At 61.4% G+C, this 21,805-nt stretch carries 18 protein-coding genes and 1 pseudogene; 8 read left to right on the forward strand and 11 right to left on the reverse strand.

The features are described 5' to 3' along the window. Positions 1-303: 303 nt before the first annotated feature. Complete coding sequence (gene sugE / locus ABH944_RS38650) at positions 304-624, reverse strand: quaternary ammonium compound efflux SMR transporter SugE (RefSeq protein WP_120309665.1); 321 nt, start codon at positions 622-624, stop codon at positions 304-306. Between the two features lie 426 nt (positions 625-1,050). On the opposite strand from sugE, the gene ABH944_RS38655 reads away from it, so the two are divergent. Next, a complete protein-coding gene (locus ABH944_RS38655) occupies positions 1,051-2,514 on the forward strand; it encodes a cytochrome ubiquinol oxidase subunit I (RefSeq protein ID WP_404613500.1) in 1,464 nt (487 codons plus the stop codon). Further along, positions 2,511-3,518, forward strand: coding sequence for a cytochrome d ubiquinol oxidase subunit II (cydB, locus tag ABH944_RS38660; protein WP_404613502.1), 1,008 nt, complete (start codon positions 2,511-2,513; stop codon positions 3,516-3,518). The genes ABH944_RS38655 and cydB overlap by 4 nt, the downstream gene beginning before the upstream one ends. A gap of 45 nt (positions 3,519-3,563) precedes the next feature. Here cydB and ABH944_RS38665 read toward each other — a convergent pair whose 3' ends face one another. The 3 genes from ABH944_RS38665 to ABH944_RS38675 all read right to left on the reverse strand — a co-directional run bounded on the left by ABH944_RS38665 (position 3,564) and on the right by ABH944_RS38675 (position 6,066). Then, positions 3,564-4,040 carry a hypothetical protein gene (locus ABH944_RS38665; protein WP_404613504.1) on the reverse strand — a complete coding sequence of 159 codons (477 nt, stop codon included), beginning with the start codon at positions 4,038-4,040 and terminating at the stop codon, positions 3,564-3,566. A gap of 29 nt (positions 4,041-4,069) precedes the next feature. Then, a complete protein-coding gene (locus ABH944_RS38670) occupies positions 4,070-4,633 on the reverse strand; it encodes a peroxiredoxin (RefSeq protein ID WP_404613506.1) in 564 nt (187 codons plus the stop codon). Positions 4,634-4,734: 101 nt separating this feature from the next. After that, the gene (locus ABH944_RS38675) at positions 4,735-6,066 is read right to left on the reverse strand and encodes an EAL and HDOD domain-containing protein (RefSeq protein ID WP_404613508.1); all 1,332 of its coding nucleotides are present in this window, start codon (positions 6,064-6,066) and stop codon (positions 4,735-4,737) included. A 2-nt stretch (positions 6,067-6,068) separates the two neighbouring features. Here ABH944_RS38675 and ABH944_RS38680 point away from each other — a divergent pair, with 2 nt between their 5' ends. The 3 genes from ABH944_RS38680 (at position 6,069) to ABH944_RS38690 (ending at position 10,426) form a co-directional block, all read left to right on the forward strand. Beyond that, positions 6,069-6,296, forward strand: a complete 228-nt coding sequence (locus tag ABH944_RS38680) for a hypothetical protein (RefSeq protein WP_404613510.1) — start codon at positions 6,069-6,071, stop codon at positions 6,294-6,296. A 425-nt stretch (positions 6,297-6,721) separates the two neighbouring features. Next, a complete protein-coding gene (locus ABH944_RS38685; protein ID WP_404613512.1) occupies positions 6,722-8,743 on the forward strand; it encodes a putative bifunctional diguanylate cyclase/phosphodiesterase in 2,022 nt (673 codons plus the stop codon). Positions 8,744-8,950: 207 nt separating this feature from the next. Continuing rightward, positions 8,951-10,426 (forward strand): HDOD domain-containing protein, encoded by a 1,476-nt coding sequence (locus ABH944_RS38690; protein ID WP_404613516.1) that lies wholly within the window; start codon positions 8,951-8,953, stop codon positions 10,424-10,426. A gap of 108 nt (positions 10,427-10,534) precedes the next feature. On the opposite strand, the gene ABH944_RS38695 is transcribed toward ABH944_RS38690, so the two are convergent. Together ABH944_RS38695 and ABH944_RS38700 are read right to left on the reverse strand one after the other, a co-directional pair. Then, positions 10,535-10,984, reverse strand: a complete 450-nt coding sequence (locus ABH944_RS38695; RefSeq protein WP_404613518.1) for a hypothetical protein — start codon at positions 10,982-10,984, stop codon at positions 10,535-10,537. Between the two features lie 199 nt (positions 10,985-11,183). Further along, a complete protein-coding gene (locus ABH944_RS38700) occupies positions 11,184-12,839 on the reverse strand; it encodes a methyl-accepting chemotaxis protein (protein ID WP_404613520.1) in 1,656 nt (551 codons plus the stop codon). A gap of 310 nt (positions 12,840-13,149) precedes the next feature. On the opposite strand from ABH944_RS38700, the gene ABH944_RS38705 reads away from it, so the two are divergent. The 3 genes and pseudogenes from ABH944_RS38705 (at position 13,150) to ABH944_RS38715 (ending at position 15,301) form a co-directional block, all read left to right on the forward strand. Continuing rightward, entirely contained in the window at positions 13,150-14,394 is a 1,245-nt protein-coding gene (locus ABH944_RS38705) for an MFS transporter (RefSeq protein ID WP_404613522.1), read from the forward strand. 138 nt (positions 14,395-14,532) lie between these two features. After that, a pseudogene (locus ABH944_RS38710) lies at positions 14,533-14,837 on the forward strand (hypothetical protein). After that, positions 14,816-15,301 carry a helix-turn-helix transcriptional regulator gene (locus ABH944_RS38715; protein ID WP_404613524.1) on the forward strand — a complete coding sequence of 162 codons (486 nt, stop codon included), beginning with the start codon at positions 14,816-14,818 and terminating at the stop codon, positions 15,299-15,301. Before ABH944_RS38710 ends, ABH944_RS38715 begins: the two are co-directional and overlap by 22 nt. Positions 15,302-15,314: 13 nt before the next feature. Here ABH944_RS38715 and ABH944_RS38720 read toward each other — a convergent pair whose 3' ends face one another. The 5 genes from ABH944_RS38720 to ABH944_RS38740 form a co-directional block, all read right to left on the reverse strand. Further along, positions 15,315-17,279 (reverse strand): propionate--CoA ligase, encoded by a 1,965-nt coding sequence (locus ABH944_RS38720; protein ID WP_404613526.1) that lies wholly within the window; start codon positions 17,277-17,279, stop codon positions 15,315-15,317. A 107-nt stretch (positions 17,280-17,386) separates the two neighbouring features. Continuing rightward, a complete protein-coding gene (locus ABH944_RS38725; protein ID WP_404613528.1) occupies positions 17,387-17,896 on the reverse strand; it encodes a hypothetical protein in 510 nt (169 codons plus the stop codon). Next, the gene (locus tag ABH944_RS38730; RefSeq protein ID WP_404613530.1) at positions 17,893-18,108 is read right to left on the reverse strand and encodes a hypothetical protein; all 216 of its coding nucleotides are present in this window, start codon (positions 18,106-18,108) and stop codon (positions 17,893-17,895) included. The genes ABH944_RS38725 and ABH944_RS38730 overlap by 4 nt, the downstream gene beginning before the upstream one ends. Positions 18,109-18,325: 217 nt before the next feature. After that, a complete protein-coding gene (locus ABH944_RS38735; RefSeq protein ID WP_404613532.1) occupies positions 18,326-19,117 on the reverse strand; it encodes a 5'-methylthioadenosine/adenosylhomocysteine nucleosidase in 792 nt (263 codons plus the stop codon). After that, a complete protein-coding gene (locus tag ABH944_RS38740) occupies positions 19,114-21,474 on the reverse strand; it encodes a UvrD-helicase domain-containing protein (RefSeq protein ID WP_404613534.1) in 2,361 nt (786 codons plus the stop codon). Before ABH944_RS38740 ends, ABH944_RS38735 begins: the two co-directional genes overlap by 4 nt. Positions 21,475-21,805: the final 331 nt, after the last annotated feature.

Below are 21,805 nucleotides of genomic sequence, written 5' to 3' on the forward strand. Positions count from 1 at the left end.
CACCTTATTCTGGCGCTGTGCCGGATTCATATGGCAAATTCAGCTGCCGAACCCGGTGAATTTTTCAAGACAGCTGAAAGTCATTATAGCCACGCGTTGCCCGTTGATGCATCGCGCCATACGTCAGCGTGTTCAGCATCCAACGTTCCTGATTCCGCCCTTAATCGAAAAACCACAGCGCACGCGGCCGGAACTCCACCCTGTACCCTTTAACGGTCGTTTTTACGATCCCTTTAGGCGTCCCTTAGCGATCCCTTGACGGTCCGCGACAAAAGGCCGCTGCAATGCGCTAAACCGTCATTTTTAATGTCCCGACGACAGTTTCAGTCCGATCAGCCCGACCACGATCAACGCGGCACTCGCGATCCGCGCAACCGTTACCGCTTCACCCAGCATGACAATCCCGAACACAAACGCCCCGACCGCGCCGATACCGGTCCATACGGCGTAGGCGGTACCCAGGGGCAACTGGCGCATTGCCATTGCCAACAGTACGAAGCTGCCGACGGCCGTGACCAGCGTGAATACCGACGGCCAGAGCCGTGTGAAACCTTCGGAGGTTTTGAGACCCGCAGCCCACGCCACTTCTAGCAGGCCGGCGATCAGCAATAGAAACCAAGACATGAGAACTCCCGTCGAAAAACGGGGCCGTCCCCTGTGTGACTAGAAGCGCGCAAGGTCGTCCATGCGGCATGTAATAGAGGCGTAATTATAACGATACTGCATCTGGATCGCTCGCCGACGACGACGCTTCAGGGGGAATTCGCGCCGGGTTACAAGAAATACCAAAAGCTGAAATAACCCGCAGCCGGGTTGCTGACAACGCCTTTATACGCTGCGTTAATCCGTTCGAGCATTGAACGTATCCTCGAATGACGACGCGAAATAAAAACGTCCTTTCACGAAAACCTGCGTTAATCTAAACCAGTACGCAGCGGTCGATGCATGAAACACCGTCGTGACGGACACAACACAACGCCGTATTGGGCGTCTGGACGTGGCTGGCGCGCCGTGAATCAACCCATTTGAAACTTCTCGCACGGAGTGTTCATGGAGTTCGATGCCGTTTTGCTATCCCGTTTCCAGTTTGCCTGGGTGATTGCGTTTCATATCCTGTTACCGGCCTTCACGGTCGGATTATCGTGTTTCATCGCGACGCTCGAATTACTCTGGTGGATCAGTGCACGGGATGTGTACAGGCGGCTTTCTGCGTTCTGGCTGAAAATATTCGCGGTTTCATTCGGCATGGGCGTGGTGTCGGGAATCGTGATGCCGTTCCAGTTCGGCACCAACTGGAGCCGTTTCACCGACGCCACTTCCGCCGTGATCGGCCCGCTGATGGGTTACGAGGTGCTGACTGCGTTCTTTCTCGAAGCGGCGTTCCTCGGCGTGCTGCTGTTCGGGCGCAAGCTCGTGCCGCAATGGGCGCATGTGCTGGCAGCGATTTTTGTCGCGTCAGGAACGGTGATTTCGTCGTTCTGGATTCTCGCGGTGAATAGCTGGATGCAGACGCCGGCGGGCTACAAGCTCCTTCCCGACGGCCGCTTCGAAGTGACGAGTTTCTTCGACGCCATCTTCACGCCCTCCTTCCCCTACCGCCTCGGTCATACAGTCAGCGCGTTCCTGGTGACCGCAGCGTTCGTGATTCTCGGCGTCGGCGCGCTTTATTTACGGCAGCGGCGCGCGCTCGAGGAAAGCCGCGTGATGACCAAGATGGCGCTGATCTTTCTCGTGATCATGGTGCCGGTGCAGATGGTTATCGGCGATATGCACGGTCTCAACACGCTCGAACATCAGCCGGCCAAGATCGCCGCGATGGAAGGCCTGTGGAACACCGGTTCGCGCGTGCCCGCCAATCTCTTCGCGATCCCCGACCAGGCCAACGAGCGCAACGATTTCGAAATCTCGATACCCGTACTCGGCAGCATCTACCTCACGCATGATCCGAACGGCACGGTGCGCGGCCTGAAGGACTTCCCGCGCGAAGACCGGCCGAACGTGTCCGTAGTGTTCTTCGCGTTCCGGATCATGGTCGGCATCGCGTTGCTGATGTTTGCGCTGGTGCTCTCCGGCATCGTGCTGTTCGCACGCGGCAAGCTCGAGACAAGTCCACGCTGGCTGCGTTGCGCCACGTATGGCATGCCGCTCGGGTTTATCGCCGTGCTGGCGGGATGGACGACGACCGAAGCCGGCCGCCAGCCGTGGACCGTGTATGGCCTGATGCGCACCAGCGACTCGGTCACGCCGTCGCTGACAGCCGGCGATGTCGGGCTCTCGTGGCTGCTCTATGTGCTCGCGTATATCGTCATCTTCGGCTCGGGATTCATCCTGCTGCGACGGCTCGTGCGGATCGGCCCCGCCGAGGAACATGTGGATACCGACAACGACCTCCTGCAACCGGAAACGCGCGCGGCGCGGCCGTTGTCCGCGGCGTCCGCCAGTGCATCGGGCGGCGCAAGCGCGGTCAAACCCGTTGGCCCGGACGACGTCGTTCCCCCTTCCAGGAGATCATGATGCTCGACCTCGTACCGCTGTGGGCCGCCATCCTGGCGCTCGCCGTATTCATGTACGTGCTGCTCGACGGCTTCGATCTCGGCGTGGGCATGGTATTCCTGATGCGGCGCGACCCCGTCGAACGCCAGTTGATGATCAACTCCGTCGCCCCCGTCTGGGACTTCAATGAAACCTGGCTGATCCTTGGCGGCGGCGGCTTGCTCGCGGTCTTTCCGCTGGCGTTCGCGATCATCGTGCCCGCGGTTTATTTTCCGATCCTGCTGATGCTGCTTGGCCTGATCTTTCGCGGCGTGGCGTTTGAATTCCGCGAAGTGGTGGGCGCCCGCAAGTGGATTTGGGACGGAGCATTCGGTTATGGATCGCTGGTCGCGACGTTCTCGCAGGGGGTTGTGCTCGGCATGTTCATGCAGGGCTTTCCGATTCACGGACGCGTGTTTACCGGCACGAGCTGGGACTGGTTTGCGCCGTTTCCTTTGCTGACGGGTGTTGGGCTGATTTTTGGCTACGCGCTGCAGGGCACCACATGGCTTGTGCTCAAAACGGAGGGCGAGCTGCAGGAATGGGCACGCGGCATGGCGAAGAAAGTGCTGTTCGGCGTGATCGCGTTTATCTTGCTGATCAGTATCTGGACACCGCTGAAGGACGCGCGCATTTCGGAGCGCTGGTTCAGCTTTCCGAACAGCTTCGTGTTCGCGCCGGTACCGGTACTGACGGTGCTGCTGGTCTGGACGTTATGGTCGGCGCTCGAGAAACGCAAGGAAGTGGTCCCGTTCATGTGTTCGATCGGGTTGTTCTTCCTGGCCTTCACCGGTCTGGTGATCAGCCTTTGGCCATTTATCGCGCCGCCGTCGGTGACGTTGTGGGATGCGGCCACTCAACCTCTTTCGCAGCAGTTCTTGCTGATCGGGACGATGTTCCTGCTACCCGTTATCGTGCTTTACGTGGTGTGGTCGTATTGGGTATTTCGAGGCAAGGTGCGCGGTGACATGGGCTATCACATGTAGCTCTGTCCCCGCTCTCGCTGCGGGCTCGCGCGAACGAAAAACCCGTCACAACGTCTGGGCGGCGGCCTTCTCCAGGATCCGGCACCACTTGTGCGCCTCGCGCCGGTCCCGCATCGGAAGATTCCAGCGCGACTGCGTCGTATCCTTCACATCAAGCGCAACTTGCCAGGCGCCTGATGCTCCCGATGCGCCCGGCTCCATCCGCGCTCCGCGCAGATCGGCAAAAATAAACATGCCGACCTGACCGCCCACTCGCACCTCGCACAACCGCTTGGCCGCGGCGAGCCGCACGCCGCCCCAATCCCGCTTGAGTTCGTGGGTCCAGTCGCCATCGTGAACGTTCGGTGCGACTTCCTTCCACCGCAGCCAGAAGTACACGGCAATGCTCACCAGCGCCAACCCCGCGATCACCGCCGCGCCAATCGCAACACTCAAACCGAACGCCGCCGATATGGCGTGAAACGACCAGAACGCACCGTAGATCACGGCAACCAGGACAACAAGTGCAACAATAATCGGCATCGGTCAAACACCTTGCAAGGCTGGTTACGTTATTGGGTCTTGTGCTTCTCGTTCCAGTCTTTCAACGCCTGCAGCGTGTTCGCCACATGCTTGTCCGGCGACAGGCTCGTATATTCATAGATCACCGTACCGTCCGGTGCGATCACGTATGACACGCGGTTGGCCATGGTACTGACCAGCGGCATGGTCGCATCGTATTGCTTGATGATCGTCGCATCACCGTCCGCGGCAACCGGGAATTTACTCCGGCACTCGCTCACTGAAAACTTCTTCAGCGTGTCAATGTTGTCGTGTGACACGCCGATCACCGTCGCCCCCAGGGCCTTGTATTCATCCACCGCATCGGCAAATTCGTGCGCCTCGATCGTGCAGCCCTTCGTGAACGCGGCCGGATAGAAGTACAGGACCACAGGCCCCTTCTTCAACTCGCTCGCGAGCGAGTAGTCATAGACATTGCCTCCAAGCGAGGCCTGCGCCGTGAACATCGGCGCATGATCGCCCGGTTTCAGGGTTGCATAAGCCACCAGCGCGTAAGCCGCAAGCGCGGCGCCCAGCGACACTCCCAGCATTCTCCCAGCAAACTTTCGCTTCATGAGACTCCTCTAGTTTCGTGACCCGCGTACGTCCGGGCGAACAACCGGAACAACAACCGGACAAACAACGGCATAACCCATTGACACAGCAAACGCGAAGGCTACTCCACCCGATGCGCACCGAACCACGCGGCCGCCTCGACCTGAAGATCGGCAAGCACAGCCGGCGTCAACACTCCAAAATTCACGCTTGAACTGATGCTCGAATCGAGCTCCGGTGCATCGCCCCTTTCGGCCGCCTGCGAGAGTCGCAAGAGCGCACCGAGCGGACCTTCGCCATCGACAATCGCAGCACACATTTCTTTCGACAACTTCAGCAAATCCATGATCTCGACCGGGGGCAAGTCCACCACCACATGCACAAGCGAAAAGATGCCGGTCATGAAGGCGGCATCGGCGAACTCCTCGCTCGACGGCCGCATGATACGCGCCGCCAGCTCCATGAAACGGGCGCGTGTGCCGACCAGTTGCACCAGCGGGTCCGAGCGCCACGGCAAGTGGCGGCCATCGGCATAGAGCAGCAACTGGGTCCAGCGCGAGATCTGCCGGGTGCCCGTCGCGACAATCGCCTCGCGCAACGACGACACCGGCCGGCTCAGTTTGAACGCGCTCGAATTGGCCAGCCGCAGCAACTGCACGACCACGTTCGGATTGAGCTTCAGCTCGGCCTCGAGTTCGCTGATATCGGGCTCACCCGACAGTACACCGAGCAGACGCAGCAATGCAGTGCGCGACGGATTCGAGCGGCGCGTGACCAGCACTTGCGGACGGGCAAAGAAGTAACCCTGGAAGAGGTCGAAGCCGAGCTTGCTGGCTTCTTCGAAGTCCTGATGCGTTTCGATCTTTTCTGCGATCAGCGTCTTGCCATGTTGCTTGAGCGTTGCCGCGAGTCCAGGCAGATCGGCGCGCTGCGTGGCAAGAAAGTCGACCTTTACGTAATCCACGTAAGGCAACGCCTCGTGCAGGGGTTCGGTGAGCGACACGACGTCGTCAAGGGCGAACTGGAAGCCCGCTGCACGCAACTGGGCGCAGCGTTTGAAAAGCTTGGCGTCGAAGGTGACGGTTTCCAGGATCTCGAGCACGAAACGCTCGGGCGGCATGATATGGACGATGTCGTCGAACAGCAGGTCGCGGTTCATGTTCACGTAGCCGCGATGATCCCCCAGCACCGCCGACAGCCCGATCTCGCCAACCGTTCGGGCGACCACATGGGCGGTGGCCTGCACGTCGTCGAAAATGCGTGCGCGATTGTCCGGACTATCGCGAAACAGCAGTTCGTAAGCATGCAGCGCGCCTTTGCGATCGATGATCGGCTGACGGCCGAGATAAACGCTTTCCGGTTCACGGAGAACCGACGGCTCAGGCTTCGCGGCGGTCTTCGCCGCGGCGTTGCGCGGCGCGCGGTGATTGGGGTCCCGGTCAACCGGCGGCATGAATGGACCCGCTGCGTTCATGCGATACCGGCGATACCGCGTGCTCGATGCAATGGACAGCCTTCGCCGCAACCTCGGGCGGCACGATGCGTGCGCTCGGCGCGTTCAATACGCCTGGCTTGGTGGCCGGCTCCGGCAATCGGCTTGGGGACGCAATCATGGCGTGCGGCAATGGAACAGTGTTGACTGAATGGCGACCACACAGCGGTTATCTCAAACGGTTAGCTTGAGAGCTTGGCTTGAGGGCTGGCTTAAGGAGTTAACTTACAAATACGAAAGAGCAACGCAAACGCGCAAGGAGCGGTTGGAGAGCGGCCAGACGATAGCTCGAAACAACCCTCCGAGGCGCAACTGACCGGTTCAGGACTTGACCACTACCAAGCCTTACTCTACCCCAAATCGCAATGTCGACAAATTGCGTCAAACCCGCCGCGGCCATGGCTTGCGGGCGCGCCGCTATTCCTCTAAAGAATTTCGGGACACAACCGTTAACTTGCAAAGAACGCGTCCGACTCGCGGTTACCAGATCATCGGATGGCTCACGCCCGCATCGCCGGCCCATCAATAGCCGGTGGCCGATGCAGCGCGCTTGGCCGGACAGCGTGCGCCGCGCCCCTACCGGCCGGCGTGCAATCAGACAGGCTATAACCGAAACATGCCAGTAAAACGGATCACCGCCCAGCGCTTGAATGCATGGCTCGCCCTAGCCCGCCAAATCGGCATCGCCTTGCGCACGAGCGCCCGGGCGCTGACCGCGACAACGTTGCCCGGCAGCATCGCCAGGTTCGCCATGGCGGAAGCAACACCCGCCACCGCGCTGGCCACGGGCAGCCGCGAACCTCTGCCGCTCACGCTCCCTGGATCAACGCCGCATGGCCCACGGGAGACAAAAACGGGACGCCCCGCTACGGGTTTGTCACGGGCGCAAGCTTCGCCTGCGACGCTTCACGTGCTGCACCCGGCCGCGGAGAATGAAGCTGAAGCGTCCGCGAGCATCGCTTCTGACGCAACGCTCGCCGCCGTCGACTTCCTCGCGCAAGTGGATGCGTCGCTGCGGTTTTGCTATGTATCGCCGAGGAGCATCGACTTCCTGGGTTACCACCGCGATTACCTGAGCTCGCTCACCTTGCACGAACTGGTGCCCTCGACTGAAATCGATGAACTCGATGCGCTCGTCGCGCGCGCCCAGCAAAGCGGCAAGCTCGAGAGCGCCACGCTGCATCTGCTGAAATCCCTGACTACGCCGATTTTCGTCGAACTGCGGGTCCTCGCGACGCACACGCAAGGCCTGCCCGGCTTTGCGCTCGCCGCGTTCGAGGTTTCGCACTGGCGCGACCGCGAAGCTGCCCTGCGGCATGAGCTGCACCACGATCGGCTGACCGGCCTCGACAACCTGACGGCGCTGAAAAGCGCGCTCGATGCCGCCCAGGCGGACGCTGTTCAAACCCACACGCATGCGGCGCTGCTACTGGTGGATATCGACGATTTCCAGCGCATCAACCGTGCACTCGGCTACGACGCCGGCGACGACATGCTGCGCGAGACGGGGCGCCGCATCCAGCACGCCGCACGTGCCGGCGAACGCGTGGCGCGGGTCGCCAGCGACGAATTCGCCGTGCTGTTCTCGGCCGGCTCCTCGGCCGAAGCGGCCGCGACGGCCGAAGACGTGTCGCGGCGAGTGCTGAGCGCGATTGCGCAGCCCTACCGGTATCGCGGGCAACACACGCATTTGTCGGCGAGCATTGGCGCCGCCATCTTCCCCGATGAAGTCGAGCAGGCCAGCAGCAGCCTGCTGCGCATGGCCGACCATGCCCTCGCGCAGGCAAAGAGGTCGGGCGGCAATGTCGTCGTATTCCATGTTCCCGACGACGACCCCCGCAACGCCCAGCGCCTGAACCTGGAAGCCGACCTTTACGAAGGTGTGCGCAACGGCGAGTTTTCGCTGCACTTCCAGCCCATCACCGAAAGCCGCAGTGGCGGCGTGATCGGCGTGGAAGCATTGATCCGCTGGCAGCATCCGGTCCACGGCCTCGTCCCCCCGGGCGCTTTCATTCCGCTCGCGGAGTCGATTGGCCTGATCAACTATCTTGGCAACTGGGTGCTCAAGGCTGCGTGCATGCAATTGGCGCAGTGGGACAGCGAAGGTTTCGTGCTGGACTACGTCTCGGTGAACGTCTCGCCGCAGCAATTCCGCGACAAGCGTTTTACGCAGAACGTGAAAGATGCACTCCAGCTGACGGGCCTCGATCCGCGCCGGCTCGTGTTCGAAATCACGGAAAGCCTGTTGATGCACGATCCGAAAGAAGCCACGCCGCTGCTCGAAACACTGACGGCACTTGGCATTGCGTTCGCCGTCGATGACTTCGGCACCGGCTATTCCAGCCTGGCCTACCTGCAGCGCTTCCCGCTGTCGAAGCTGAAGATCGATCGAAGCTTCATCGAAAACCTCCTGAGCTCGCGCAATAACCAGGCGATCGTGGCGGCGGTCGTGGGCCTGGCTAAATCGCTGGGGCTCGAACTCGTGGCGGAAGGCGTGGAGACAGAGGCGCAGCGCGAGCTGCTGATCGAGATGGGCTGCGACCAGATCCAGGGCTGGCTGATCAGCAAGGCCCTCCCCGCAGGCGAACTGATGCGTTGCTTTCAGGATAAAACGCTCTTTCTCCGGGCGCCTTTATAAGATACCGTCACATTTTTGCGTCGGCACGGCCCAAAACGGGTGCTATTGCAGCGTTTCATTAACGATCTGCGGTAAAGCTTCCGTGTGAGAGCGCCGTTAAACAATTTATGCAGGCTTTTTTCCGCGCATTACACTTCGACTCAGGTCGACGATTCAAGCCGTTCCGGGTGCCCGGTCCGGAACGTGTAAGGCATTGACACCAAACGCATGGCAAGCAATTCCAAAGCCGAATTACTGGACAAGCTGTGGGGCCGCATGAACGAGCGCGGAGACTTTCCAATGCTCTCGCAGGCCCTGCGCACCACCGTGTCCGCAATGAGCGACGACGACCTGGACTTCACCGCTCTGGTCCAGGTCGTGCTGTCCGACTTCGGCCTCACGCAGAAGGTGTTGCGGCTCGCCAATTCCGCGATGTACATCTCGTTCGGCGGCAACATCACCACCGTGACGCGCGCGTTGATGGTGCTCGGCATGGATGCGGTCGGCCACCTCGTGGTCGGGCTGAAACTGGTCGATCACTTCCATCAGAGCGTGCCGCGGCGCATCGACGCCAAGCTCGAACTGAATCGCACGCTGCTTTCCGGTGCGGTCGCGCGGCAAGTCACCGAGCGCAGCGAGTTCCGGGCGTCGGAAGAGGCGGTGGTCTGCACGCTGATGCGTCAGATCGGCAAGCTGCTGGTGGCGTTTTATCTGGAGACCGAGTGGGACCAGTTGCGCCGCAAGGCCACGGCCGAGCACATCAGCGACAGCCTCGCGTGCAGCACGCTGCTCGGCGTCACCTTCGAGGAAATCGGCATGGAAGCCGCGGACCGCTGGCGCCTGCCGGAGACCATCCGCACCGGCATGCTGACCCGCGACCCGCTTGCCCCGATCGATGAAAAAACGCCGCGCCATGTGCGCTGGCTGCAGGCGGTCACCAACTATTCCACCGAAGTCGCCGATGCGCTCACGGCGCAGCATGTCGACGAGACCGATCGCGAAACGTCGCTGGTGGAGATCGCGCACCGCTACAGCCGCGCGCTGCTGACCGACGCATCCACGCTCGCCGCGATGAGTCTCGCGCTCGCGACCGAGGACTCGAACGACGGCGTGATGCGGGAGATCGTGGAACTGCGGGCAGACGCCGATGCCATCGCGCGCGCGGGTTTGTCGGCGGAAGCGCGGATTGCCGAGGGTCTTGAGGACTTGCGCTCGCTGCCGTCGAAGAACGCGCTGGGCGCCGTGCTTGCGCTGGCATCGGAAGCGGTGCTGGCCGGGCTCGCATTTTCGCGTACGGTGGTGTTCGTACGCCAGGCCAGCAATGAGTTCCAGGCGCGGCTCGGACTTGGCGCGGGCGTGGACAAGCTGCTGCCGTCGCTGACGTTTCCCGCGGCGTTCGAGCCTGACGTGTTCCATCTCGCGATCTCGAATCCGGTCGGAATTTTTATCGAGAATGCTCGCGATCCGCGGATTGAAGCCCGCTTGCCGCGCTGGTTCAAACCGTCATTCGGCAACGCCCACGCGTTCGTCCTGCTGCCGGTGAAGGCGCACGGCTCGACCGTCGCCATGCTTTACGGCGACTGGATACAACCGGAGCACGTGCGCAAGATCACGCAGCCGGAAATGGCCGCGATGAATGAGTTGATGCGTGAATTGAGCCGGTTCTTCTCCAACGCGGACTGGAAGGAAATGGAGTTGCTTTAACGCTTTTGAACTTCAGCCTCGCGCTGCTTCATCCGCGCCGCTTCATCAGCACGCACCGGCAGCGCGAGGGTAAGTCGCTCGTCCTCACCCTCGTCCTCAACTTCGTTGTTACTCGCGCCAGAGTATCGCCACCGCCTGGTCGCCGTACTCCACGATGTACCCCCCGTGCTCGCGCTGCCATTCACGCGCAATGTCGGCACCGGCAAACCACACCTTCTCATGGTCGCCAAAAGCGCCCAAATCGAAGCGGTATCGATCGATGACGGCGGACTCACGCGTATCGAGCACCGGCTTGCAGGCGTCCCAGCCGAAATGACCCAGCTCGACCGCCAGCATGTTCAATATGTGCTTGAGCTGAACGTCAGCGCGGGTTTCGTGAAGCTGTGCGAGCGTCTCGGCGCGGGTTACGCCCGCAGCGAGCAAGCGGCGCACGACAGGCATCGCCGTGCTTGTGCTGTCCGCGTGAGCGCGACGAAGCAGCCGGCGCGCGTGGCGTCGAAGAAATTCGGTGTTGGTGAGATCGGAATTGGCAGTGCGGGGACAGGATGTTGACCACATGACGTTTCTCCTTGTTGCGCCGTTCTCGCTGCGGCTAAAGGTTCAACGTTGCGGTTTATCCAGATGAAGCGATAACGCGTGACAGGTGTTTTCACTTTCGCGAGACCGGGCGCCCTGCCGCGCCCATCGCGAATTCTAGAACAAAGGCTCGCGGTTGGGCAAGCCTGCATTCGTCGATCAGCGTGCACACAGCGTTACATCACGCGAGTTGAAACTTCCCGACCAGTTGTTTCAATGCATGTGCCTGATCGTCCAACGACTGCGCAGCAGCGGCGGCCTGCTCGACCAGTGCCGCATTCTGCTGCGTGCCCGCGTCCATTTGCGTCACGGCGAGATTGATTTCCTCGATTCCGCTGCTCTGCTCCGCCGACGCCGCCGAGATCTCGCCCATGATGTCAGTCACGCGCTTGACCGCCTTCACGACCTCGGCCATGGTCGCACCGGCTTCGTGCGCGAAAGTCGAACCATCGGACACACGCGCCACCGACGTGTGGATCAAACCCTTGATCTCTTTCGCCGCTGCCGACGAACGCTGCGCGAGGTTGCGCACTTCCCCCGCGACGACCGCGAACCCACGCCCCTCTTCGCCCGCCCGCGCCGCTTCGACGGCTGCATTGAGCGCGAGAATATTCGTCTGGAACGCAATGCCCTCGATCACCCCGATGATGTCGCCAATGCTCTTCGCGCTCGCATTGATCTGCTCCATGGTCGAGACCACGCGGCCGACCACCACGCCGCCCTTCTCCGCAATCTCCGATGCGTTGTAGGCGAGCGAACTCGCCTGCTTCGCGTTCTCCGCGTTCTGGCGCACCGTGGACGTCAACTCCTCCATGCTCGATGCCGTCTTTTCCAGCGCGACGGCCTGTTGCTCCGTGCGCTGCGACAAGTCCACGTTGCCCTGCGAGATTTCGCTGGACGCCGACGCGATTGCTTCCGCGCTGGCCGCAATTTCCCCGACCGTCGTCGACAAATCCTTTTGCATGCCTGAGAGTGCGTAGAGCATGCTGGCGTTATCGCGTTTGGAGATCGCGATGCGGTTCGACAAGTCGCCCACCGCGATCCGGCGGGCGATTTCCATGGCGTAGACCGGCTCGCCGCCGAGCTGTTTTGCGAGGCGCCGCACGACCCATTCGCTCACCACGAACGCCAGCACGATCAGCACGAGCGTCAGCAGCGCCACCATCACGAACGACTCGTGATAAATGGTGGCCGCCGATTCGATAGTCGCCTTGGCCGCCGCGCCGCGCTGTTCAATGAGTGCGTTCACGAGCTTTTCCAGCTTGCCCGTTGCCACCAGCAGCGAGACGTCCTGCATCCCGACCTGCCAGTTCATCTGCGACAGATCGAGCGGTTGTTCCTTCACCAGCTTGACGAAAGTGCGCAGGTCGGTGCTCCACGCGCCAACGGCCGTCGCCAGGCGCTTCTGGTCGCCGGTCGGGTCCACGTAGTTTTGCAGGTTACGTTGCGCACTGCCGATATCCGCGAGCGCATGCTCGATGTCAGCGCCGAGTTCATCGCGCTCCTTGGCGGTCGTCGCCGTCAGCAGCATCTTTTGCGAGCGGCTCCCGCGCAGCACGGCGCTGCGCAGTTCTTCAACAGCACGGCTGGCGACATACCCTTCACGATAGATGGATTCCGTTGAACCGTTGAGACGGCTGATCTGCGTCAGCGCGATCACACCGATCGCGAGCGCGCCCACCAGCAAAAACGCGAACGCCAGCCGCAGCGAAGCCTTGACTGACAACGAACGGCCGCCTGTGCCGGCGATCTTGGCCACCGCCCGGGCAGCGGCCTTGGCACCGCCTCCGGGAATAAATCCAGCGCCGGGATTACCCCGTAGCGAAAACGGTTTCATCTATTGAATTCCCCAATTTTGATTGGCGCCGCGAGACCTGCTTCTTGGGCCGGACACACGGCTACATCAATGGTCTACGGCGGGAAACGGCGGTTCTTTATAGGTGTTTTCTTCACATGTTACAAAGTTGCAGCGGCTTCACCAAAAGCGGGCGTGCACGCGCCAGGCATGGGCAAGCTCTTGTCCGCTTCGCGACAAACTTTGGCCGGACAATGCATAGAGGACACATTAAAATTGTCAGCAAACGGCGCGTCCGGAGCGCTTCTGACATATAACGAAACACGACGAGACACTACTTCCAGCCACCACCATGCAGACAAGTATCGATAAAAGCGCGCTCGGCGCCGCACCCGCCCTGAGCCCTGTCGTTCCGCGCACGGCGTTCTCCGTACTGGGCGCGATCAGTTTTGCGCATTTGCTCAACGACATGATCCAGTCGCTGATCCTCGCCATCTACCCCATGTTCAAAAGCGAGTTTTCGCTGTCGTTCGGGCAGATTGGCTTGATCACGCTGACCTACCAGATCACGGCGTCACTGCTGCAGCCGCTGGTCGGCTTGTATACCGACAAACACCCGAAGCCGTATTCACTGCCGGTCGGCATGGGCTTTACGTTGTGCGGCTTGCTGCTGATGTCGATGGCCGGGAGCTTCCCGGTATTGCTGATCGCCGCAGCGCTGGTTGGATGCGGATCGTCGATATTTCATCCTGAATCCTCGCGGGTGGCGCGCATGGCATCGGGCGGACGTCACGGTCTTGCGCAGTCGGTGTTCCAGGTCGGCGGCAATGCGGGCAGCTCCCTCGGGCCCTTGCTGGCAGCGCTGGTCGTGATGCCGCATGGACAACGCAGCATTGCGTGGTTCTCGGCTGCCGCGCTGCTCGCCATCTTCGTGCTGGCAAACATTGGCCGCTGGTACCAGCGCCACCCGGCAGTGAAGAAGGCGCGTGCATCGGTCGCGGTGTCGGCATTGCCGCGCAGTAAAGTCATGATCGCGATGACCGTCCTGATGCTGCTCGTATTTTCGAAGTACTTCTATCTGGCGAGCATCAGCAGTTACTTCACGTTTTACCTGATCAGCAAGTTTCATCTGGCGGTGGAAACCGCGCAGGTGCATTTGTTCTGGTTCCTCGCGGCAGTGGCGGTGGGCACGATCGTGGGCGGTCCCGTGGGCGACAGGATCGGCCGCAAGGTCGTGATCTGGGTATCCATCCTGGGCGTTGCGCCATTCACCCTGATGCTGCCGTATGCGAACCTGTTCTGGACTGGCGTGCTGTCAGTGGTGATCGGGCTGATCCTGGCGTCGGCGTTCTCGGCCATCCTGGTTTATGCCACCGAGCTGATTCCCGGCAAGGTCGGCATGGTGGCAGGACTTTTCTTTGGGTTTGCGTTCGGCATGGGCGGCATTGGCGCAGCAGTCCTCGGCCATCTGGCTGACGCGACGAGCATCGACTATGTCTATAAGGTTTGTTCGTTCCTGCCGCTGATCGGAGTCCTGACGATCCTGTTGCCCAACACACGGGATGCCAAGGAAAAAACGGTAACGGCAAAAGCGTGACGATCACGGTCATGTGAGCAGGACACAAACGACCGACGAACGCACAACTCTAAAACGAGTTTTTGTTTCGACGTTCCAGGCGCCTCACAAGGTTGTCAAGTGACAACCTTGTGAGGCGCCTCTACTATGGGGCTAACGATGACTCGATCACAGCATCAGAAGAAGGAAATTGAAGAAGCATTGCGGCACGCGGAAACGCATGGCTGGCGCGTCGAACAAGGAGGAAGTCACGCGTGGGGGCGGATCTATTGCCCATACAACGCGGCCGAGTGCCGCTGCGCGAATTTTGTATTACCAGTGTGTGGAGTACGCCGAAGAATGCGGTGAATCATGCGCGGGCCATCAAGCGCGTGATCAACAACTGCATGTTTCAGGCAAACAAGGTTTCCGGACAATCAACGGTCTCAATCAAGGCAACACCATGGAATACACGTTCACATTGAAGTACCGGTTATCGGACAGCGACTTCGATCACGAAGCGTTGATCGGCGTGGGTCAGCCGGGCCGGGTTGCGCTGGCATTTACGCGGGAAGCGGACAGCGCGCACGCGGCATTAATGAGCGCCTTGAAAGACGTCAAGTCAGCCATTCCGTCAGCGGCACTCGTGGAAGCGTCACCGGATTTTGTCGGCCTGACCGACGTCGCCGACGCAATCGGCGTAACGCGTCAGAACATGCGCAAGTTAATGCTCACGAACCCGGATACATTTCCATCGCCGGTGCACGAAGGCAGCACCGCCATCTGGCATCTGGCGGAGGTCATGGACTGGCTTAAGGCGAAGGGCACGTACCAGCTTGAGCAAGCGGTTCACGACATTGCCGAGACAACCATGCAAGTCAATCTCACGAAAGAAGCGCAGCGACTCACGCCCCGAGCGGAGCGTGAGTCGCGCGCTCTGGTGAAGTAAGCAGAAGAAGCGACTACCGCGCCAAAGCTTCCTTCACCTGCACCAGCGCCCCGGCATCCTCGATCATAGGCAGATCGCCGGGATCACGCCCTTCGGCCAACGCAGCAATCGCCCGCCGCAACAACTTGCCCGACCGGGTCTTCGGCAACATCGCCAGAAAATGGACTCGGGCGGGACGAGCGATCGCTCCCAAATGCGCATCCACGCTGCGAGAAAGTTCGGCTTCAAGCGCCTCACGCGCGCCGGCTGCGTCCAACGCCTGGGCATCGCGTAACACGACGAAGGCCAGCGCAACTTGTCCTTTCACCGAATCGGCCACGCCTACCACCGCCACTTCGGCCACGGCCCGATGGCTGCTTAACGCCTCCTCGATTTCACGCGTCCCGAGCCTATGTCCTGCGACGTTGATCACGTCGTCGGTACGTCCCAGGATGGAGACGTAACCCTCTTCATCGGTCACGCCCCAGTCGAAGGTCGAATACAACTGCCGCCCCGGAATACTCTGCCAGTAGGTCTTGATGAAACGTGAATCGTCGCCCCACACCGTCTGCATGCAGCCCGGCGGCAACGGATAGTCGAGCGCGATCACGCCCTTCTCGCCCGGCGCACAGATCTCGCCAGTCTCCTCGTTGCGTACGGTCAACGCGAAACCCATCGAAGGCATGCCGGGCGAGCCAAGCTTCGGCGGCAACGCTTCAATCCCCCGCGGAATCGCGATCATCGGCCAGCCGGTTTCGGTCTGCCAGTAGTTATCGACGACGGGCTTTTTCAATGCGCCCTGAATCCACTGCGCCGTCGGTTCATCCAGCGGTTCGCCGGCCAGGAACAGCGTGCGCAAACTCGATAGATTCGCCTGCTCCATCAGCTTCGGGTCCTGCTTCTTGAGCACGCGTAACGCGGTTGGCGCGGTGAACATCAGGTTGATCTTGTGCTGCTCGATGATCCGCCACCAGATGCCGCCATCGGGGCGGATCGGCGTGCCTTCGTACATGACCGTCGTCAGGCCGGCAATCAGCGGTGCGTAGATGATGTAGCTGTGCCCGACCACCCAGCCCACGTCCGACGCGGTCCACATGGTGTCGCCGGGATTGCCCTGGAAGATGTGTTCCATCGATGCCGCCAGCGCGACCGCGTATCCCCCCACGTCGCGCTGCACGCCCTTCGGCTTGCCGGTCGTCCCCGACGTATAAAGCACGTACGACGGTTCATTCGATTCGAGCCAGACGCAAGGAATGCGGGCATCGAAGAACTGTTCACGCAACGGCTCGTAGGAAACCAGATACGGCGCCTGCAACCTTTCCGGCGCAAGCTGGCGGTCGATCAGCAACACCTTTGCCACCTTGTGCGTGGCGCGCGCCAGCGCCTCGTCCACGAGCGGCGTGTAATCGATCACCTTGCCCGCACGCGCACCGGCGTCGGCGGTGACGATCAGCACGGGCGTGGCGTCATCAATACGCGCTGCCAGGCTCGGCGCCGCGAAGCCACCGAACACGACCGAATGGATCGCGCCGAGCCGCGCACAGGCGAGCATCGCGAACAGGGCTTCGGGGATCATCGGCAGATAGATCAGCACGCGCTCGCCCTGCGCCACGCCGAGCGAGCGCATCACGGCAGCCATGCGGTTCACTTCGGCATGCAGCTCGGCATAGGTGTAGCGCCGCTCGATACCCGTTTCCGTCGATACATACACGAGCGCGTTCTGCTGGGCACGCGCTGCGAGATGCCGGTCGACGGCGTTGTAGCAGAGGTTGGTCTTGCCGCCGACGAACCAGCGGGCAAACGGTGGATTGCTGCGATCGAGCACCTGCCCGAACGGCGTTTCCCAATGGATGCGCTTCGCCTGTTCGCCCCAGAACGATTCCGGATCTTCGATGGAACGGCGATGAGCTTCACGATAAGTCGGCATTCGAACCCCTGTCTGGTAGCGGAACGCCACGCCTGAATCACGCTCGGGCGCGGGCGAATTGCTCCTGAGCATAGTTCAGGCCGTGGGGCGCTGCTAGAGAGGGACGGCCCTGAGTCGACGAGTGCACAACCGGCTCCGGACATCGTTTCAAACCACGCCGCGACAGGCGCAATACGCCGTTACGGCATTTGCAAACGCGGCTTGCCCGTCGGCCGGGGTTTCTCGAGATCGCCGGCGGAATGCTTGAGCAGCACGGGCGCAAGTTCGCCTGCCACCCGCATACTGGACACGACGACCAGACGCACACCGCTGCCGTGCATTGCGGCACGCACGGCTTCGCGCGTCGACGCCCGTGCTTCTATTCTCGGCTCGATCACAATAAACCCGCGGCAAAAGAGGGCAAGCGTTTCCCGGTGCGACCTCAGCCAGGCGTTGCGAAGGCGCGTGTCGTCGGCGGTTTCGTCGGCGTCATGGTCGGACACAATGACAAACGGCGTCTTCAGCGATAACAACCGCTGCATCTCGGCGCCCCAGCCGAACGCATAGCCCGGCTGCACTGCACGCCGGCGCAAGCGCACGAGCGGAAAACGGCTGGCGTCGTGCATGCGTTGATCGGGTACATCGGACGCATCGATAACGACAACCGACGGGCTGACGGACTTCGCCAAGGAAGATTGGATGGCAATCACAGCGGTCTCGTACTCCAGAAATTCATGGCTAACGCAAGATTTGCGACTATCGGACGACGTGAAAACCGGGGTGGCCGGGGCTGCGTGGCGATATTGCTAACGGGCTGCGCGGCTGCGGCGAGCCATGCCTGGCGCGTCGTCTCGATCACCCGTGCGGCATTCGCGGAGATTGCGCGCTGTGCCCGGCTGGAGTCGGGCGTCGTTTCGGTCATGTGGACCTCCTGTCGTCCCGAGCATTGTAATTGCGAATCATTCTCACTTACAAGAGAGAATTTTGGGGAGCAAGTCAGGGGAAAAACGAAGGGAATAACGGGATGGGCCACGGCGCTGAAGGCGGTGGCAGGGAGAAGATGGATGGGGCTCGTCTGCCCCGCTGCGGCAGCAAGACGCGTAAGGACGCGCCGTGCTCAGAGGCGAACGGTCACGCGTTCAGGAAGGCAGGGGGTCGTTGCCGGAAGAAGCCCACGCAGCTAAAAACCGCCGCAGGATGCCCGACGAATAGGTGCCGCCCAGCGCATGCAGGAACTCGAGGAAGGATTCGTGCGCATCGGCGTCGGCGGTATCCGACACCGTGCGCACGATCGCGCACCGGACACCGTGCTCGAAACACACTTGCGCGAGCGCAGCGCCTTCCATCTCGACCGCCAGCGCATCGGGCAACGCTGCACGCAGCGCATTGACCTCGTCATGACTCGATACAAACCGGTCACCGCTCACGATCAATCCGCGATGCAATTGCGGCGGATGCACGCCGAAACGCGTTTCCAACGCAGCATGTTCATCGGCGAGAAAGGCGCTGCATGCATCCGCCAGCGCGGCATTCAACGTGGTGTCGCCTTGGAAACGCGCGATGTTCAACAACGGCACTTCAAAGCGCGGAAACAACGGCGATGCGTCGAGATCGTGCTGCATCAGCGTTTCACCGATCACGATATCGCCTACACGCACATCCGGGCGAACACCGCCGGCCACGCCTGTGAACACGATGGCGTCAACACCGAACAGATGGATCAACGCGCTCGCCGTTGCAGCAGCAGCCACCTTCCCGACACGGGCCAGCGTCACCACGCACGGCACCCCGTGCGCGATGCCGACGTGGTACTCACGCCGGCCGATGGTTTCGGTGCGCACCTCACCGCCCGCGTGCATCGATTCGATCAGATCGCCCAGTTCCTGCGGCAACGCGGCCATGATGCCGAGACGCTTCACGCCCGCGTTCATTCCACCGCCTGCAACTTGGCCACCGCCAGCGCCAGCCACTTCTCGCCGTGGCGTTTGAAACGAACTTGTGCGCGGGCATCCGCGCCCGCCCCTTCGAGTCCAATTACCGTACCTTCGCCAAACTTGTTGTGAAATACGGGCTGACCGACTTTGAAACCGGTGTCGGCGGCGCGCTGATTGTTGGCGAACGCCGGCAGTGGCTTGCCGGCATCGGGATCGGCGTACGCGGCGCGTTCCTTGTCGGGCCGGGCAAACCAGTCGCGGCCCCAGCCGGCGTTATCCGACCGGCCGCCCCAGCGTGCGCCCGCCTCCACCTTCGGCGTGAGCCACTTGAGCGAGCCTTCGGGGAGTTCATCGAAGAAACGGGAGCGAATGTTGTAGCGCGTCTGGCCATGCAACATCCGGCTCTGCGCGAACGAAAGATACAGCCGCTCCTTCGCCCGCGTGATCGCCACGTAGGCCAGCCGCCGCTCCTCTTCGAGCCCATCGCTTTCCTGCGCGCTGTTCTCGTGCGGGAACAGGCCTTCCTCCAGGCCCGTGATGAACACCGCCATGAATTCAAGGCCCTTGGCCGCATGCACCGTCATCAGTTGCACCGCGTCCTGACCGGCTTGCGCCTGGTTGTCTCCTGCTTCAAGCGATGCGTGAGACAGGAACCCGGCCAGCGGCGTCATGGTGTCGGGATTTTGCGCGGGGTCGGCGAGGCTTGGCCGGTCGAGCACGTCGACGGATGGATCGTCGGTCGCCAAGCCGATTTCCGGCGCGTTCGTCGCGCCCGGGCGAAGTGGGATGGAACGCGCGGGGGTATCGAGCCCGTAGCCCTCCTCCTGCACGAACGCCGCTGCGGCGTTCACCACTTCCTGCAAGTTCTCCAGCCGGTCCTGACCTTCGCGCTCGTTCTCGTAATGCGTGGCGAGACCGCTTGCGCGAACCACGTATTCCACGGTTTCCGGCAGGCTCATGTGCTGGGTTTCAGCGCGCATCCTGGCGATCAGTTGCGCAAACGCGCCAATGCTCGAACCCGCCTTGCCCGTCACATAGGGAACGGCAGCGGCCATCGAGCAGTTGTACAGGCGGGCGGCGTCGGCCAGTTGCTCGATCGACCTTGCCCCTATCCCGCGCGTCGGAAAATTCACGACGCGGGCAAATGCGGTGTCGTCGTTCGGGTTGTCGATCAGGCGCAGATACGCCAGCGCGTGCTTCACTTCCTGGCGTTCGAAGAACCGCAAGCCGCCATACACGCGATACGCAATGCCCGCGTTCACCAGCGTGTGTTCGATGGTTCGCGACTGCGCGTTGCTTCTGTACAGGATGGCGATCTCGCCGCGCGCGGCGCCCGCATGGATCATCGTCTTGATCTCCTCGACAATCCATCCCGCCTCCTGCGTATCGGTCGCGGCTTCATAGACGCGCACGGGTTCGCCGTGGCCGGCGTCGGTCCGGAGATTCTTGCCGAGCCGCCGCGAGTTCTTGGCAATCAGGAAGTTGGCGGTATCGAGAATATGACCGTGCGAACGATAGTTCTGCTCGAGCTTGATCATGTTGCGCACGTGGTACTCGCGCTCGAAGTCGTGCATGTTGCCCACGTTCGCGCCGCGAAAGGCGTAGATGGACTGATCGTCGTCGCCGACCGCGAAGATCGCGTTGTGCTCGCCCGCCAGCATCTTCAGCCACGCGTACTGCAGCTTGTTCGTGTCCTGGAACTCGTCGACGAGGATGTTGCGAAAGCGCGCCTGATAATGCGCGCGCAGCGGTGGATTGTGCGCGAGCAATTCGTAGCAGCGCAGCAGCAGCTCGGGAAAATCGACGACACCCTCGCGCTGGCATTGCTGCTCATAGGCCGCGTACAACTCGACGAACTTCATGTTGAAGGAATCGGTCGCGTCGACGTCTTTCGGGCGCAGCCCTTGTTCCTTCGCGTTGTTGATGAAGTACTGGAGATTTTTAGCCGGATATTTCTCGTCGTCGATATTCAGGCCCTTCATCAGCCGTTTGATGGCTGACAACTGGTCAGATGTGTCGAGGATCTGGAACGTCTGCGGCAGGCCCGCGTCGCGGAAATGCGCGCGCAGCATGCGGTTGCACAGGCCGTGGAACGTACCGATCCACATGCCGCGGGTGTCAATAGGCATCATCGCGGTCAGGCGCGCCATCATTTCCTTGGCTGCCTTGTTCGTGAAGGTGACGGCGAGAATGGTCGTGGGCGACGCGAGTCCCTGTTGGATCAGCCACGCGATACGTGTGATGAGTACGCGCGTCTTGCCGCTGCCCGCACCCGCGAGGATAAGCGCCGGCTCGTTCGGCAGCGTAACGGCGGCTAGTTGTTCAGGGTTGAGATTGGCGAGCAGATCGGGCATGGGGGAGTTTTCCGGTGGGACAGGTATTATAAAACGGCAGGGGAGCGGCCGTTCGCACTTGGGGTTGTTCGGGGGCGGGGGTTGGTCGGTTCCGGGGTTGGTGGTCGGGGGTGGGCCCGGGGTGCCAGGTTCCGGGGTTGGTGGTCGGAGTCAGTGCCGGGTTGCTGCTTTCGGCGTTAGCGGTCTGCATGAGTCGGATTTTCTCTTCATCACTATTAGCCACTGTGCGTGGCGTCAGAGGGTGTAATTAGTTTTGTGTAAACGGTCATTTGGCAGGAGACTGCCAGCATCTAGGAGCAACGATGACCGTAGCGAAACGCACCAAACGAGT

It is taken from the genome of Caballeronia udeis (assembly GCF_044909315.1).
In the GTDB taxonomy this organism is placed as follows: Bacteria; Pseudomonadota; Gammaproteobacteria; order Burkholderiales; family Burkholderiaceae; genus Caballeronia; species Caballeronia udeis_A.